Annotated in this window: 11 protein-coding genes; 3 read left to right on the forward strand and 8 right to left on the reverse strand. The window is 42.1% G+C overall.

What is annotated here, in order from left to right:
• Window positions 1–68: 68 nt before the first annotated feature.
• A complete protein-coding gene (locus tag J8M00_RS04780; protein ID WP_211009198.1) occupies window positions 69–2336 on the forward strand; it encodes an acyl-CoA dehydrogenase in 2268 nt (755 codons plus the stop codon).
• Window positions 2337–2347: 11 nt separating this feature from the next.
• Here the strand turns inward: J8M00_RS04780 and J8M00_RS04785 are convergent, their stop codons facing one another.
• From J8M00_RS04785 to J8M00_RS04800, 4 genes are all read right to left on the reverse strand, one after another.
• On the reverse strand, window positions 2348–2785 hold the full coding sequence (locus J8M00_RS04785; protein WP_211009199.1) for a hypothetical protein: 438 nt from the start codon (window positions 2783–2785) through the stop codon (window positions 2348–2350).
• 188 nt (window positions 2786–2973) lie between these two features.
• On the reverse strand, window positions 2974–5334 hold the full coding sequence (locus J8M00_RS04790; RefSeq protein ID WP_211009200.1) for a hypothetical protein: 2361 nt from the start codon (window positions 5332–5334) through the stop codon (window positions 2974–2976).
• Between the two features lie 180 nt (window positions 5335–5514).
• A complete protein-coding gene (locus J8M00_RS04795) occupies window positions 5515–8664 on the reverse strand; it encodes an efflux RND transporter permease subunit (protein WP_211009201.1) in 3150 nt (1049 codons plus the stop codon).
• Between the two features lie 6 nt (window positions 8665–8670).
• A complete protein-coding gene (locus J8M00_RS04800; RefSeq protein ID WP_211009202.1) occupies window positions 8671–9846 on the reverse strand; it encodes an efflux RND transporter periplasmic adaptor subunit in 1176 nt (391 codons plus the stop codon).
• Between the two features lie 245 nt (window positions 9847–10091).
• Here J8M00_RS04800 and J8M00_RS28200 point away from each other — a divergent pair, with 245 nt between their 5' ends.
• Window positions 10092–10322: a YkgJ family cysteine cluster protein gene (locus J8M00_RS28200; protein ID WP_247687225.1), complete on the forward strand. Its 231-nt coding sequence runs from the start codon at window positions 10092–10094 to the stop codon at window positions 10320–10322.
• 97 nt (window positions 10323–10419) lie between these two features.
• On the opposite strand, the gene J8M00_RS04805 is transcribed toward J8M00_RS28200, so the two are convergent.
• The gene (locus J8M00_RS04805; protein ID WP_211009203.1) at window positions 10420–10794 is read right to left on the reverse strand and encodes a HopJ type III effector protein; all 375 of its coding nucleotides are present in this window, start codon (window positions 10792–10794) and stop codon (window positions 10420–10422) included.
• 161 nt (window positions 10795–10955) lie between these two features.
• Between J8M00_RS04805 and J8M00_RS04810 the strand changes: the two genes are divergently transcribed.
• Window positions 10956–12314 (forward strand): hypothetical protein, encoded by a 1359-nt coding sequence (locus J8M00_RS04810; protein ID WP_211009204.1) that lies wholly within the window; start codon window positions 10956–10958, stop codon window positions 12312–12314.
• A gap of 49 nt (window positions 12315–12363) precedes the next feature.
• Here J8M00_RS04810 and J8M00_RS04815 read toward each other — a convergent pair whose 3' ends face one another.
• From J8M00_RS04815 to J8M00_RS04825, 3 genes are all read right to left on the reverse strand, one after another.
• Window positions 12364–12723 (reverse strand): glyoxalase superfamily protein, encoded by a 360-nt coding sequence (locus J8M00_RS04815; RefSeq protein WP_211009205.1) that lies wholly within the window; start codon window positions 12721–12723, stop codon window positions 12364–12366.
• Window positions 12724–12823: 100 nt separating this feature from the next.
• Complete coding sequence (locus J8M00_RS04820) at window positions 12824–14527, reverse strand: HEAT repeat domain-containing protein (RefSeq protein ID WP_211009206.1); 1704 nt, start codon at window positions 14525–14527, stop codon at window positions 12824–12826.
• Window positions 14524–16422 (reverse strand): hypothetical protein, encoded by a 1899-nt coding sequence (locus tag J8M00_RS04825; protein ID WP_211009207.1) that lies wholly within the window; start codon window positions 16420–16422, stop codon window positions 14524–14526. The genes J8M00_RS04820 and J8M00_RS04825 overlap by 4 nt, the downstream gene beginning before the upstream one ends.

Below are 16422 nucleotides of genomic sequence, written 5' to 3' on the forward strand. Positions count from 1 at the left end.
GTGAATTATTGAGTTAGCCGATTTTTCATCCATACTTATCGTTAATACTCAGTTGGGGAACAACTCTTATGTGGCTAATTTTATTATTGATTATTGCAATATGGATTATATTTTCGGTCAAGGACATTCGAATTAAATGGATATCGACTCCCACATTTAATTATTTTAAACGTGCCTTGCCTGAATTATCTGATACAGAAAAAGAAGCGATGAAGGCAGGAGATACTTGGTGGGATGCAAGTTTATTTAGTGGCAAGCCGGATTGGAATATGTGGCTTAAATCAGGACGACCTCGATTATCTGATGAAGAAATCGCATTCGTAAATAATGAATTAAATACACTTATGGGTATGCTTGACGAGTCTGAAATTACAGCGCGAGGAGATCTGTCAGAAAACACATGGCAATTTTTAAAAGAAAAGGGCTTTTTCTCGTTGATCATTCCGAAAAGCTTTGGCGGTAAAGAGTTTAGTGCGCAAGCAAATTCTGTGATTGTATCTACTATTGCTACAAGGAGTTTATCTGCTGCTGTCACTGTGATGGTTCCTAACAGCTTGGGGCCTGCGGAACTGCTGTTACATTTTGGTACTCAAGAACAGCAGCAAAATTGGTTACCTAAACTGGCAAGTGGTGAGACGCTACCTTGCTTTGCTTTAACTTCTCTTCATGCAGGTTCTGATGCGGGTGGGATAACGGATCACGCGACGGTATGTCACCAAGAGCTTGAAGGGAAAAGTGTACTAGGGTTAAGGGTAAGTTGGTCAAAACGTTATATTACGCTTGCGCCAGTGGCGGATGTGCTTGGATTAGCGTTTAAAGTTTATGACCCAGATAAATTACTGGGTGAGCAACTTGAATGTGGTATTACGTGTGCGTTGATCCCCACGTCTCACACTGGCGTGAATTGCGGTGACCGCCATGACCCTATGGGCCTTGCATTTATGAATGGTACGACGTCAGGCCAAGATGTCTTTATACCTATCGACTGGGTGATAGGTGGGCAAAGTGGTGTGGGCAAAGGCTGGCGCATGTTAGTTTCTTGCCTGAGCGCCGGACGGGGGATTTCTCTACCTGCGCTAAGCGCAGGAACTGCGCAGTTATGCGCAAAATCAACTTCCGCATATAGTCAGTTACGGTATCAGTTTAAACAACCGATAGGGCAGTTTGAAGGGGTTCAAAGCTCTGCTGCACGCATTTATGGATTAGCCTATAGCATTGAAGCTGCAAGAGAAAACACCGCATTGGCGGTTGATCTAAAGAAAAAACCATCGGTGATCACAGCAATTGCTAAATACCACCTAACTGAACAAGCGAGAGTGATCATTAATGATGCAATGGATATTCATGGCGGCAAAGCGATACAAAAAGGTCCGCTAAATTATCTGGCTTATCATTATGCTGGCATGCCGATAAGCATCACAGTCGAAGGCGCTAATATTTTGACTCGCAACCTGATGATATTTGGCCAAGGGGCGAGTCGTTGCCATCCGTTTATACTAAGGGAAATGGAAGCGGCACAAATGACAGATGTCGATCAGGGACTCAAATCATTTGATAAGTTGTTGATTTCGCATATTGTTCACTCTGGTAAAAATGCGGTGAAAGCACTTTTAAATGGTATCACGGCCGCTCGCTTTGTTCGCAGCCCAGTGAGTGGAGAGGTGGCGCGATATTACCAAAAATTAACTTGGTATAGCCAAGTGCTGTCTTCTTTAAGTGATATCGCCATGCTGAGATTAGGCGGCAAGCTGAAGTATCGAGAAATGCAATCTGCTCGCTTAGGTGACATGTTAAGTCATTTGTATTTGGCTTCATGTGTATTGAAAAAGTTTGAAGATGATGGTCACCAATGTGGTGATTTGCCGTTGCTGCACGCAGCAATGTCTTATCATTTATCTGGTTATAGCACAGCGGTAAAAAGCTTTATTGATAACTTTTTGCCCAGAGGGTTGCGCACTATAGCCAAGCGTTTGTATTTCCCAATCGGTACAAGGGCGCTAGGGATCTCCGATGAGCAAGTAAAATCAGTATGTGCGAGTATCAATGAAAACCAGACAACGCGAATGCGAATAAGCGCATTTTGCCATTCCCAAAACATGCCTGGCCTCGAGAAACTAGAACGTGCGTTAGCCCTGTCTAAAAAAACCGACAATGCTTATCATGACTTTTTAAGGTGGCAAAAAAAGCACAGCATGACTTTGTATAATCAATCCATCGCAGATCAACTCTGCGCCGCATGCGAAGCTGGGGTTTTTTCCGAAGGTGACAAGCAAATGCTGGAAGAGTGGTTAACCGTTCGTGATGAAGCGCTGAGCGTTGATGCCACAAGCGCTTAATCAAGTTAATATTATCTAGCGTAAGGGTCTGGGTTTATTTTATCTACGTACCAGTCGCCCTTACGTTTTATCATTTGCACGCTGCGCATATCGTCAATTTGATTGCCATGCAGTTTGCCAGTGAATATGAGGTTTACTTTCGCATTTGTACCATATTGCTCACGAAGACTTTTGTTGGTCATGTCTAGTTCGATTGTGACATGGTCAAATTGCATATTGACTAAGTTTCTAGTGAATTGAGAAGGGGTACCATAAGAGCGCATGATACGTGCGAGTCTAGGTGTAGCTAATTTAAGCGCTGCATTCATGTCTTTGCGATTATAAAGGGCATCGAAGTACATGGTTGCAGTATATCCAGGTGTATCTTTGTCACCTCGGCCAGCATCTTCATTGCCACAACCGGTTAAAAAAAGAGTCATACACGCGAGGATTAAAGCGAATAATTTCATAATACGAGATAGTTGCGAGACACTAGCTCTAGTTTGTCTTCATTCACAGCGTTTGTAAAGAAAACTAGTTAAAATAACCTAATCTTTAAGTCTTAAATAGTATAAATATATTATCTTTATGATTGATTGTAATTAAGCTTTTATTTAGTGCTCACCTTTGAATTCACAAAGGTGAGCAGAGTAGGTTATTAGTCGAGTGGACAGTTAGCGGAATATGCGCGTTTGGTTTTGTAGCATATCTTTTCATCCTTCATCAGCAATGTAGATACGAATCTACCTGCGCTTTCGAATACTTTCTCTTCTCCTTGATAACAATGTATTTGGCCATCGCTGACGAGGCAGGTTTGATCATTGACACTCAAAATTTGGTGCACTTGGCCTGATTGCTTGATTAAGTCTTCAATTTTTGTGGCCTTGCTGCCCCAGCACTGCCAGCTTGTGTTTGCAAACTGCGCACATACAGTTTCTGTATCGACGGCATTGAGTCTCGCGACAGGTTCAAGGTTAGGTACTTCGAGAGCTGGGTTATCTTTGAAGCCATCACATTGAACTGTTCCATCATAGCCTAACAAGCAAACATAGCTGCCTCGAGTTACCACTTGCTTCAGTTGCTCTGGTGGAGTTGAAAAATGTACCTGTCCATTTTCACTCGTGCATTGTTGTAATACCCTGTCTTTTACTTTGCAGTCATAGACTTCGCCATTTAAAGTTAAATTCTCAACAAACTCGACAGCTAACTCGCTTTTTGTTTCGGTATTATTTTCATCCTGGCTGGATAGTATGAGTTTTACTCTTTCTGATTCAGGTCGGAAGATATCTCGCATTGTTGCTGTATTTATGGGGGATTGAGCATTTACAAATTCAAAACGCAGAGTATCTGAAGCCCAATTGGCAATGTAATCATTCTTATTGTCAGCATGGAGCAATTGCCCAAAGACAGAAATACTTCTTCCAGCAATGAATACTTCATCTACACCTGAGTAGGCACGTAACAAAGAGTCGTAAGCCTGCGCAGTTATAGAAAACTCCTTTTCAGCGGCGCCGGCTTTGGTTAGCACTTTGAAAAATCGTGTCCCAGCTGATATAGGCTCGTTTTTAAGTACTGTTATGGCTAAATTATCACCAGCCAGCTTTGCCTCAAGCTTATCGTAGGTATATGTGTCCCATGACGAGACAACGCGGACATCGTCTAAAGGCACGCTGCTTGTTAGTGTGTAGTTGGCTGTGACTTCTCTTTGTGGGTAAATTGAAAACTCTTGATATCTATCGGCAAGCTTAATATCGTTTTCAGCGGCTGATTTACTCAGATAAACGAGCGGTATTTGCGATTCTTGCACAACGCCTGAATTATACTCAACGGTGTAAGAAACAGTATGATACTTTTTGACGTCATTCGTTGGTGGGATCTCTATGGTAAGTTGGTTATGCTCTTGAGCATACATGGCTTTATCAAAGCCATTATTAATATCCCAAGCTATAGACTTTACATCCGTGGTGTCTTCTAAATCACTTTTTATGATCACTGTCTGGCCAACTGTTGCAATCTCATGTGAGCTGGTCAGTGTCAATGTGTTGTGAGCGGGTATTGACTTAACTTTTACCTGTGTCGTGGCTGATTGCTTTACATCTCCTTTCATTGTGACGTTTAATGACACGGTAAAGTCGGTGTCTTGCTCAACATTTGGCGCAATGAACTGATAAATCTTTTTGGTGGCAGTTGGATCTGTTGGTTGAGGGTTTGGTTCCCATAGCCACTGGTAAGAGGTTACCTCGTCAGAATTCGAAATGGTAGGCACAATACTTAACTGACCTTTTGAGGATACGGATAAGTTTTGTGGCAGTGAAACCGTTAAAGAAGGACCATCCGCTGGAGAGACCTTAACGCGTGCAGTCTGATTGTGTACACCTTCTTTGGTTTTGATAGTGATCGTTAAATAAAACTCTAATACTTCGCTTACCGAAGGAAGTTGAAGCTTCAATGTTGAGTCTCCATGATCAGACGTTAGGCTATTGATCACTTCCTGATGATCTGGTTCAAAGTTTTCTATACTCCAAGATACCTCTTCAATTTCTGAAGTTGTCTTAAAAGGTACATTGATACTGACTTCGCTCTCTCCTTTGAACTGATATTCGTCAAGCATTTCAATTTGGGCACCGATAGTCTCAGGGTATAGCGTCACGTTGAAATTCCTTGTGACAGTCGGGTTCACGCCATCTGATACCTCACAAGTGATCACCACAGATTGCTTTTCGGTCACCGTAGGAAATGAAATAACGGTTTCAGCTAGAGAGTTTTGTTGGAATGTTACGTCGGAAAGAGAACTTTTCCAGTTGACAGTTAAGGTATCTTGTTCCGGATCTCTAAATTGAGTTGTTAAGGTGATTGACTCTTTTGAAAGCGCGATGCTTTCTCCGGCTAAAGCAATTGTAGGTGCTTGATTTACATTGGTGTTAGGGCGGGATGGCTCACTATTGTTTGAACCTCCACCTCCGCCACCGCCGCATGCACTGAGGATACCGATCAATGGAGCTATGAGTAATTTACGCATTTTTAATCCTTAATATATGCTGTTTTTATTTTAGGTAATACTATCTAAATATTAACCATGTGCAAGATAGAATTCGCGAATTGAATGAAAACTGAATAGTCGGGTTGAGAAGTGTTTAGAGATTGTAATTAAGTGTAAGAGCCGACCTTTCGGCCGGGCTCGTTCAGGAAGGGAAGGGGGTTAATTTACATTAGATTGTACTTGTGGTTGCTCTGTTTTAGCCTTACCCAAAACTCTGCGCACAAGTCGTTTAATGTCCTCTAGCATCACGTATTGGCAAGGAATTAACAATAAGGTAATGACAGTGGCAAACAACACACCAAATGCCAGTGATACCGCCATTGGAATAACAATTTGCGCCTGTAAGCTAGTCTCCATGATAATAGGCACTAGACCGATAAAGGTTGTTAGTGATGTTAATAGGATAGCTCTGAAGCGACGGCACCCAGCTTCAACTACGGCCTCTTTGATACTCATACCTTGTTCACGCGCTTTGTTGACAAAGTCGACCATTACCAGTGAATCATTTACGACAACACCAGCAACTGCAATGATGCCGAACATTGAGAGCCCACTCATTGTCATACCAAGTACCATGTGACCAAATACAGCGCCAACTACACCAAATGGAATTACAGACATAATCAATAGAGGTTGTGAATATGAACGAAGTGGAATTGCAAGCAGTGCAAAGATAATCATCATTGAGATGGCAAAGTCTCTAAATTGCTCTGCAACACTGTCCATTTCTTCTTGAATTCGACCTGCAATATTACCTGTTACACCCGGGTAACTTTCAAGCAGGCTAGGTAAGTATTCTTCGTTAATTTGCTCCGCAATTTTAAATGGCTCAGCTTTATCAGTATCGATTGACGCCCACACACTGACCGTGCGTTTAGAGTTTTCACGGCGAATACTGCTTACGCCTTCAACGCGTTTAATGTCAGCAACTTCAATCAGTGGGATCTCGGCACCGGCAGGCGAAATGATGCGTACATCTTGAATGTCGCTAATGGCATCACGCTGTGCTTCAGGGTAGCGGACCATCACTTTGATCTCTTCACCATTTCTGAGTATGCGCTGTGCTTCGATACCGTAGTAGCTAAAGTTAACCTGAGAAGCTACATCGGCAAGTGTTAAACCCATGCTGTAAGCAAGTGGTTTTAATTCAAGCTGAATTTCATCGGTTGCAGACTGCATTGAATCATTTACGTCACCGACTCCTTCGATTGTTCTGAGCTTGTCTTTTAGCTTTTGTGCAACTTCTTTCAAGGTGTCTTTGTTCTTGCCTTCTAAACGGAAGCTAATGTCTCCGTCATCACGACCACCGTCAGAAATACTGTCTTGAATGTTTAAGTTTTTGACGCCCGGTAAAGGGGGCATGTTTTCACGCCACATGGCACTTAATTCAAATGTATCTATGGGTCGCAAATGGGGTTCAACTAATACCGCGCGAATCGTCGCATTGGTTCTACCATTCATGTTTACAGCGAAGTTTTTAACCATTACTTGGTCGTATTCTTCTTCAATTTGCTGTTCAACCTGATTCAACATGGTTTCAATCTTATTGATTGTTTCAAGTGTTGCAGTCTCAGAAGATGACAGGTTCATCTCCACTCGAATGCTTGGAAAATCATGAGGAATTTTCGGATTAGCGACAAATTTGATAAAGCCACCCATAAACAGGCCAGCACTGACAATCAAAATACACACAAAACCAACAATCACGGTATAGCGGTAATGAATACACTTTTCAATACAAGGTCTGTAGATGTTTTCGATAAAGTGTTTTAAACCGTTGTCTAATGCTTCGCGCAAGCGGTGGAATGGGTTGTTCGGGTTACTCGGCTTGTCTTTCATTGCTGCAAGGTGAGCGGGTAAAATTAGCTTTGACTCAATCAGTGAGAAGATTAAGCAAAGAATGATGACACCGCCAATGGCTTTTGAGAAAGCGGCTTCAGGCCCAGTAGAGAGGGTTTGTGGGAAAAATGCAGCTATGGTGGTCAGTACACCAAAAGTTGCTGGCACTGCAACTCGTTTAACGCCACGCACTACATTATCTAAGCTATGGCCATGTTTTTCTATTTCAGCATGCGCGGATTCACCAACAACGATAGCGTCATCTACCACAATACCGAGTACGAGAATAAAGGCAAATAAAGAAGCAAGGTTAATTGTAATATCAACGGACCCGGCTGGCATGAGTAAAAACGCACCTAAGAAAGAAACCGGTAACCCCATCATGACCCAAAATGCCAAGCGAATTCTTAAAAATAGTGCCAGCATTAGCATAACCAGTGCGCCACCGATGATCATGTTTTCAATCATCATGTTAAGGCGACCTTCTAGGTAGTAGGTAAAGTCTAAAAATGGTTCTAATTTAACGCCTTGGGGTAATTGGCCTTGCTTTTCTTTTAAGTAGTTTTTAATGATCCCAGCAATGTTGGTGATGTCTTGATCTTTCGACGCACGCACTTCATAAATAAGCGAGTTTTTGCCATTGTACAGTGAGTACATCAGGCCTTCTTCAAAGCCATCAGATATTGTAGCGACGTCACCTAAACGAATTTGTGCGCCATCTTCTAATGTTATTAGCGGCAGCTGCTCGAAATCGTGACCGCGATAGGCCTGGTTTTCCACTCGCATTGAAATATAACCATTATCCGAACGGATCTGACCTGCGGACATATTTGCTGAGTAATTACGTACGGCATCCGCAATATTTCTAAAGGTCAGCCCATATTCACGCAATTTATCAGGGCTTACTTCTATGCCTATCTCATAATCAAGGCCACTGTTAAATGAGATCAAGTTGACGCCGGGTAAAGCCAGCATTTCATCATGCAAATTGTTACCAAGGCGTTTTAGCTCTTGAAAGCTCATGTCACCATTCAAAGTGAGTAACATTACTTCTTGTTCATTTTTCTCATTGCGAATAACAGGGCGTTCCATACCAGCAGGAAACGTTGAGATTGCGTCAACTTGCATTTTGACTTCATCTAGTACTTCTTTTGGTTCGTACTGGTGGTCTACTTCAATCCAAGTTTGAGAGAAGCCTCTATTTGAGTAGGTTATCAGTCGTTTTATTCCTTCAAGGCCTTCCATCGACTCTTCAACTTTGATGGTAATACCTTCTTCTACCTCTTGTGGGGCAGCCCCTGGGTAGACTGCTTGAATACTTAGCCAGTAGTTTTTGCCCTGTGGAAAAAGTTGTTTTTGAATTGTAAATGCAGTTAGTAAACCACCGACAAGGATAAAAATCATCAGCAAGTTTGCCGCAACAGGGTTGCGTGCAAACCAGGCTATTAAGCCTTTTTCTTGAGTATCCATTGGCCATTACTCCTCTTTTAACGCAAGGGCAGTAGATGGTGATGCAACTTGGCTATCATCAAGGCTCAGCTGCATGCCCTCGGTAGGGAATTCAAGCGAGGAAGTGATCAGTTGTTGACCAGTCTCAAGTCCTTGGTTTGCTACAATGAGGCCATCGTACTCTCTAACAACGTTGAGTTTCTTAAATGATAAAGTACGGTCTTGATTAAGAATGGCGACTTGCCCATCGCGTACTAAATGATGAGGGATCTCTACCGCATTGGTAAGTAATTTACCTTTGATTTGGGCGTTTAAATATGCGCCAAATCGCAGCGGCGCTTGTGCATTGTCGTAAGGACGTTCTACTTGAGCTACTAGGTAAGTCATGCGGCTTCGGTTATCAATAACACCTTCACTACGGACAATTTTACCTTGCCAACTCACGTCTTGACCCGCTACTTTAGCGGTCAGCGTTACATCTGCATTTAGACCGTTTTGGTTGAGATGTTGCAACTCGTTGTCAGCTACGGGCAAGCGGATCTCAGCCACTGAAATTGCATTTAATACGCCTACTGAGCTGCCTAAATTGACAACACTCCCTAAGCTTAATGCTCGGTTTTCGATAATCGCATCATAAGGTGCTTTAACATAAGTGCGCTCTAAATTTCTTTTAGCTCGTTTTACACTTGCTTGAGCTGCTTTGAATCGTGCAAGCTTCTCGGCCAATTGTGGCTTTCTAAGATATAGTTCAGAAGGGATCGTGGAGTTTGCGTTACTTTTTATACGTTCCCACTCGGTTTTTGCAACATGTGCCTGTGCTTGTTCTATTTCTAATGCTGAGCTTGCTTGAGCGAGGGTCGCTTCGGCATCAATAAGCGCGGCTTCGTAGTCATTTGGGTCAATACGTGCTAGCACTTCCCCTTTTTTGACAAATCCACCTTTAACAAATTGCTCGGAAAGCTCAATAATTTGACCACTGACCTGAGCAACTAATTGGGTGCTGTATTTTGGTTTTACAATACCATAGGAGTTTACAGACATTTCTATGGGGGCAACATTAATAGGTGTTACTTCAACCAGCGGGTGAATGACTTTTTTGGGTTTTTCAGCGGGGGGTGTTTTCATTGACGAAAACGCAATTGCGCTTGCTATGCCGCCAAGTAGTACCACGCCGGGTAATATAATTTGTTTTTTACTAGCCACGATGTTAATTCCTTCCTGAATTGACAATTGAGATACGCTGGTACTTACCGTGAACGCATCGGTTAGTTTGAATAATACGTCAATAGTTATTTCAAGGTGTTTTGATCTGTGCTCAATATGTAACAAAGCATTGCGACATAAATACTGCAGTTACAATTGCAAAAATTTGTACATTTTTTGAGTTGAGATACATACATCGTATTATTCGCCGCGTATAATGGAGGCTTTTTGATGGTTGGCTCAAAATGGACTGTAGATTAGGTTGTGGGGCATGCTGTATAGCCCCGAGTATCAGCTCGTTGGGGAAGGCTGCTAATATCCGCTGTGAATACTTAAATGACAACAACTTATGCTCTATTTTTGGGCTACCGGAGCGCCCTAAAGTTTGTAGTGATTTTAAAGCGGATAGGGAAACGTGTGGGAGTTCAAATGAAGAGGCGATGGCAAATTTAATCTATTTAGAAGCCGTTACCTAAATTGCATTAAATCCAATTTAGTAGATAAAGCGCACTCAACTGGTTTCAAAAAATGGCAGTAAACGTTGTTGGTCGTTACTACCATACCACTTTGTTTTTATTGGATATTAATTTTTTTAGATAATGGAAATTCAGAAAAATTGACTTCCTTCCAACCAAACTTCATAAAATTACGAATATTGCCATGATCGTCACCAGTCGGGTTTTCTAGCACGTCTTTTCGATAAAAACGTCCAAAGCAATGCAATGTGGCTTGCTCTGATAAACCATGTAATTTGGCGAATGCTAAAATTTTACAAGAGCCAAGGTTGGTACCTGCCTCATTCTCTTGCTCACCGTTTGTAAAACTAGTTGGTGTGAATTCAAAATGAGTGTCTATAAGTGAAATGGTCTGTTCAAACTCTACCGATTCTCCTTGTTCTGTTACACGACTAATAAAGCGCTCAACACTTTCCGATTGTATATTTGCCATAATGCAAACTCCTGCTAAAAACCCATATTATCCTTTTTTAGGTAAATGAAGCATAGTGAATTTTCGTCTTGTTCACTTTACTTTTAATAGCTTAAGCCGATGTTAGCAAAGGATTTGTGTTATACTTGTGAGGTGTCAGAAAGAGGAGGTAAATTATTCGAGTGAGCACCGCAAAACTAAGCCAAGACGAAAGCCTATCATTTAAAATCAATTATCAGCTCCTACCAAAAGAGACAAATCAACTTGACCTATACTTTTCCATCCCGGTTGATATGGGGATCAATGCTAATACACTCAATGAAGTAGACTACTTCAATGCAAATATAAAATGCCATAGCGCCTATTACTCTGAACAATTGCACTTGCCATTGGTTCGAAGTCGTTTTATCAGTCAAAGCAAAGGGCAAAAAAGTGATTATCGTGTCAACTTAAACTTATTTTGTTATCAGATCAGGATTGCACTGGATGCAGACGTAAAGCAAACCCTTAAACTTAAGCAAGCAGAAGAGTTTTACCCAGCCGCGATAGAGCTTGTAGAGCAAACATCAAAGCTTTTAGTGAAGTTGCGCCGTTATACACCACCGGACAATCGGCTTAAATCTTACTTTCAAAATGCTGATAATTATTTAAGTTGGCATACTGAGCAAGCCTTTTTAAAGTTACTTGCCAGAGGTCCTAAATCAAGTGATTACAGCAAAGAGCGCAGTGACGTCATTGATTTTTGTAAACAAGAAAACCGCTATCGTGAAAAACACAGTTATAACTCTCAGGTTACACTAGAGGATCCCAATCGCATTACCAATAAAATGCGCTTACTCGAAAGATTGATAGAGTATGGTGTGGTTTTCAACAAAGAAACGGTTAATCTGGGGGCAAATCTAAAGCGTCTTGCTCGAGGGGCTGTGACTGCGGTTATTATGGCGTTTGTGATGTATTTGGTGCTCAATGCCCGCTCAAACTTTGAGGAAATTACCGTGGCGTTAATTGCGCTTCTCGGTGTGATCTATGGTCTAAGAGAAACGTTTAAAGATGATTTAACACAGTGGGCGTGGCGTAAGGTGCAAAAAGGCCGGCCTAAATGGCGCAACAAATTCAAAAACTCAGTCAATGATGAAACAATTTGCACTCAAACGATTTGGCTAGAGCACATTAAGAAAAGAGATATTCCAGAAGACGTTGATATACTTCTCAAAAAACGAGGCCGACAAAATCGACAAGAAGCCAATTTGTTACACTTTAGCTGTAAGAATTCGGTGCAAATAGATGAGTTTCTACCTGGATATGAAGAGGTACAGCAACGTATAACGTTTAATATGAGTTCTTTCGCGCGCTACCTTAAAAAAGGAGCTGGGAAGTTATACAGTCTAGAGGGCCACAAAGTTTCTAAAAACTCAGTAGAGCGCAGATATCAAATAAATCTTGTAATGCGTTTTAAATCGGGCGAAGACATACAACTGGAGCGCTACAAACTGACCATGAACCGCTCTGAGATTGTTGCGATAGAGCAAATGAAGGACTAGTCAAAGTTATTATATAGCTAAGATTTGTATCATCGCTGTCTTATCAGCTTTAGTTCGACTGGAAAAATATAAGTTTATTGCCAAATGGATCTGAAATAGCCATTTCTATCCCCCAGGGCTGCTCGCTAATCCCTGGTCTTGCATGTTTGAATTGTTTGGCGGTTAATTGTGTGTGGTAGGATTTAAGGTCGTCGCATTCGATTCGAATGCTTGCCCCAGGTGACGCATCGCCATAGTGCTCGGAAATATGCAATATGCAGTTGTCTTTAGAAATTTGCATGTATACGGGTAAATCAGTTTCAAACTGGTGTTTCCAATCTAACTTGAACCCCAAAAATTCAAGGTAAAAAGCGTGTGCAACATGCTCATCAAAGCTGCGAATAATGGGGATGATCGAACGAAGTGCCATAGTAGCCCTCTACTAACAGAATCTAAATGATCCGCAACAGCTAACAGCACACTGTACGGCTTCGACTAACACAAAGTTAGACGAAGCCAATACAAAAATATTAAGGGGTTTGTTGCTTGGTCGCGTGCAGTAGTTCAACGATGGCTTTAAAGTTTCGTTTCGACGTTTCTTGTTTTAAAGCCGATTTCAATGTTGCTTTTATACCATCTTGATGCTGTTGATTGGCGAGTGCTTGGATTGCTGCGAATCGGTTTTCTGCGGTGGGGTTGTTGACGGCGATGGCTAAAACGGCGTCACTGGCAGCGGGTTGCAGTTGATAGTGAGACAAGGCTTTGAGCAATGCGACTTGGTTCTGATGAACCGGTTTAGACAGCTGCTTCTCTAAGCTGTTATATGCGCGCTGTGTTTGCATCATGCCAAGTGCGCGTATAGACGCCTTTTGAACACTGTTATTGTGGTAGTCAAGGTAGCTGTCAATTTGTTCAAAATGTTGTTCGTCGCGACTATTGCCTAGGGCCGTTATCAGTGCAGATTTAGTCGTGTTCTCGCTGACCAGTGACAACTGCTCTGATAGTGCGTCATGCAATTGAGATGATTGCAAGTTGGGCTCACGGCTATGCAACATAGCGCCTATCGTCATGTAGAAACTGCTGGTTACTTCAGAGTCTAAACTGCTAAAGCCATTTTCTATTTGTGCCATTAGCAATGCGCTTAGTTGAGGGCTCAGTGGCTGGTGGCCTTGAGATAGTGCTCGCAGGGCACGAAATTGCATCAGTGGATTTTTGTCTGCCTTGATAAGTAAATTACCCAGTAACAGTTGGCTATTGGCGCTATCAAGTTGGCCTAATGCATTAAACAGACGCATTTGGGCTTCATCAGAGAGCGCTTGTTGTAAAAAGACACCTTCTAAAGAACTTATTACGGCATCAAATTGTACTAACTGTTTTGCCAAATCATAGGCTGACGTGTCGGTTAAATCGGGTTTTTTAACCAAGTTGTGGAGCGAGATTTTAAGTTGTTTTAGCGCTTCTGGGCTCAGTGTTTTATTTGCAATTGGCCAGTTGTCTAAATGTTCTGGAAGCGTAAATAGGGTTGAAGGAAATACAGTTGCTGTGGATTCTATATGGTATTGCTGCTTGGTTTTTAAGTTTAAACTCTGCGCTTGGCCAGAAAACAGCAGTGTCTCTTGGCCTTTACGTGATTCGAAAAAGCATGTATTAGGAACAATTGTATGGCCAGAAGATGCAACTTTAACCGTTTGTAGTGCGGTTTGCGCGGTATCGCGCAACAGATAAGCGTGTTTGTTTAGGTGAATACTCGAATCTTTAAACTGATAAGATACCGTATACTTACCCAGTGTATCTTGCTCTTGCTGGTGTAATTCATTTTTGACTCGCTGGAACTGGAAGTAGTATGCAAGTCCCTTCAGCTGTTCTTGATTTTGTTGATTTAGCTGCGTAGGAAACCAGAAGTCCCTGATAAGCCCATTCGGTGCAAGTCTAAAAGCAAAAGGTAGAGTATAACTGGCTAATTCAGAAGTAAATTGGCCTTGCCCGGCAGTCACATTGTCGGCTTTAATAGCCCACCAACCAAGCTCATCGTTATGTTGAACAGCCTTAATTGACAGTAAGCCACTGAGCTTTAATTTGGTTTGCTGACTTTGTTGGCTCACCTGATCGTAATTAAAGGTCGTTCGTGTATCGATTGCAAACTGATACTGTGCAGAACAATCCGCATTTGCAGTACCTGAAACAGCCAGTGCATAAAGTGCACTGGCTAATGTCGCTTTACTAAGCGTGATCATAGGTTAATTTCACCTTCTTTGGAGTAAATTGTCCAAGATTTATCAAACACACTTTTGGTTTGATATAACCACAGATCATAACGCGATGTCTTCTTACCACACGGGTATGGAATTCCCCATTTTTTACACCATTTGACGCCATACGTTTCTGCGTATAAACCGAACTTTCCTGAGATCACATCTAGGTCATTTTTCAGCTCGATGCCGTAGTAGATATGTGGGTTGCTGCTATCGTTTGTAAGTAACGCAAAACCAGCATTTGATTCCATGGCAAAAGTATTATCGATTAAAGTCAAAATTGCTTGTACGCCTGCAGAAGCGACCAGTAAGTTAACACCACCACGACCAAATGCACCGAAATCTACGTGGAATAAGTCACCTTCTGCGTATAGCTCAGCATTGTAGCCGACAGTAAGCTCAAACCCTAAATTACCAGTGACGCCAGCTTCAACCTTGATAGGGATAGGGCCGACGGTAAATGTCGCTTGGGCAAGTGTTTTGTCTTCTTCCCATTTCTTTTCCCAAGACTTTTCGTACTTGGCTGTGAATTTTTCATCTTCAAAAACCACATTGTTAAAAATGATCATCTCAGACTCATAACCCGTATTTTGGCCACTGATGTATGCACTGCCGTTATACGAAATACTAAAAAGAGTGTTTTTAGCTCTGAAAAAATAGGCTTCCACCGTACCTTCACCGGTAATACGGCCACCCGGATCGCCCGTTGGTACGATGAATAATTGACCCTGTAAGTCTACACCAACACTAAATTTTGATTTGTCTCCGTATGATTTATCAAATTCGCTTTGGAAATTGATATTGGCAAGGCCTACGGCAGCAGGTGCAACCGCTTGTTCAGTAAAGTCTTGTCTTGCCAAGCGACTTGCTGGTTCATCTGTTGTATCTTCTTGTTCGAAGAAATATAGTGGAATAGAGGTCAGAATTTGGTTGTTGTCAGTATTGGTCTCAGCATCTTTTGCCGCATCAATTAATGTGAAGCGCATTTCAAGTGTGTTATCGACGTCTGCATTGTAGTTGTCATGCAAGCTTTTTAACAGCTCAGCTTCTAGGGCGATATCAAAACCGATGTGCTCGTTGTGTAGTTCAGCAGTAAATTCATGAGCAAGTGTGTCCGTATATTTTCCAGCCGTCGCGTCCCAAAAGTGTGTGCTAACCCAATTACCAGCGATCATTACTTCTGCTTTTATATGCGATAGGCCTAAATTTGTGCCCTCATAGTCAGCCTCGAAGTAACCGACTAAATCGGTGTGATGTTCACTAGCGCCATTGTCGGAGTTTGGTGTATCTAGGATCAATGCTGCTTGACCGAATTCTGCACCTAGAAGTTTGTAGTCGTGGCCAGCTTGTTCTCTTACCACAATGTCTGCGTGTGGGAAGTTACCTTCTAAGTGAGGGTCATGATCGACAGAAGGGTGGTTGTCTTCTTCAATGTCTTCGACATGCAGATCATGGGGATCAATTTGCGCCAAGATGTGATAGTTGCCACCTTCCAATGAATTGGGCAGGGTTAGTTCAATCTCATGTTCAGAAGCACCTTGCGCAAGCCCCGTTAATTCGATAACTGCAATTTGCTGAATATCTTCAATGGCTGCTTCTTGGTCGTTTCGGACATCGAGTTCATCTGAGTGCATTAGATAAAAATGAACTTCGACATCGACGTTATTAAAACCCGTCACATCGACTGTGTAGTATGTTTTCACAGTGTCATTTGGCTCCAAAGTATCCAAAGGACCAGTTGAAATATCAGTTATTTCTAAATTACTTTTAATTTCTGGAGCGGGTGTTACAACGGTGACTTCCGGGGTGTCGTTATCGCTAAATTGGCACCCGGTCAAAGTAACCAAACCAGCGAGGGCAAATGGGATCAAGCGCAT

Source organism: Pseudoalteromonas luteoviolacea (assembly GCF_018100925.1).
In the GTDB taxonomy this organism is placed as follows: domain Bacteria; phylum Pseudomonadota; class Gammaproteobacteria; order Enterobacterales; family Alteromonadaceae; genus Pseudoalteromonas; species Pseudoalteromonas obscura.

Coding starts and splice junctions, on each gene's coding strand:
- J8M00_RS04780 (WP_211009198.1), top strand. CDS start 69: ATGTGGCTAATTTTATTATTGATTATTGCAATATGGATTATATTTTCG.
- J8M00_RS04785 (WP_211009199.1), bottom strand. CDS start 2,785: ATGAAATTATTCGCTTTAATCCTCGCGTGTATGACTCTTTTTTTAACC.
- J8M00_RS04790 (WP_211009200.1), bottom strand. CDS start 5,334: ATGCGTAAATTACTCATAGCTCCATTGATCGGTATCCTCAGTGCATGC.
- J8M00_RS04795 (WP_211009201.1), bottom strand. CDS start 8,664: ATGGATACTCAAGAAAAAGGCTTAATAGCCTGGTTTGCACGCAACCCT.
- J8M00_RS28200 (WP_247687225.1), top strand. CDS start 10,092: ATGGACTGTAGATTAGGTTGTGGGGCATGCTGTATAGCCCCGAGTATC.
- J8M00_RS04805 (WP_211009203.1), bottom strand. CDS start 10,794: ATGGCAAATATACAATCGGAAAGTGTTGAGCGCTTTATTAGTCGTGTA.
- J8M00_RS04815 (WP_211009205.1), bottom strand. CDS start 12,723: ATGGCACTTCGTTCGATCATCCCCATTATTCGCAGCTTTGATGAGCAT.
- J8M00_RS04820 (WP_211009206.1), bottom strand. CDS start 14,527: ATGATCACGCTTAGTAAAGCGACATTAGCCAGTGCACTTTATGCACTG.
- J8M00_RS04825 (WP_211009207.1), bottom strand. CDS start 16,422: ATGCGCTTGATCCCATTTGCCCTCGCTGGTTTGGTTACTTTGACCGGG.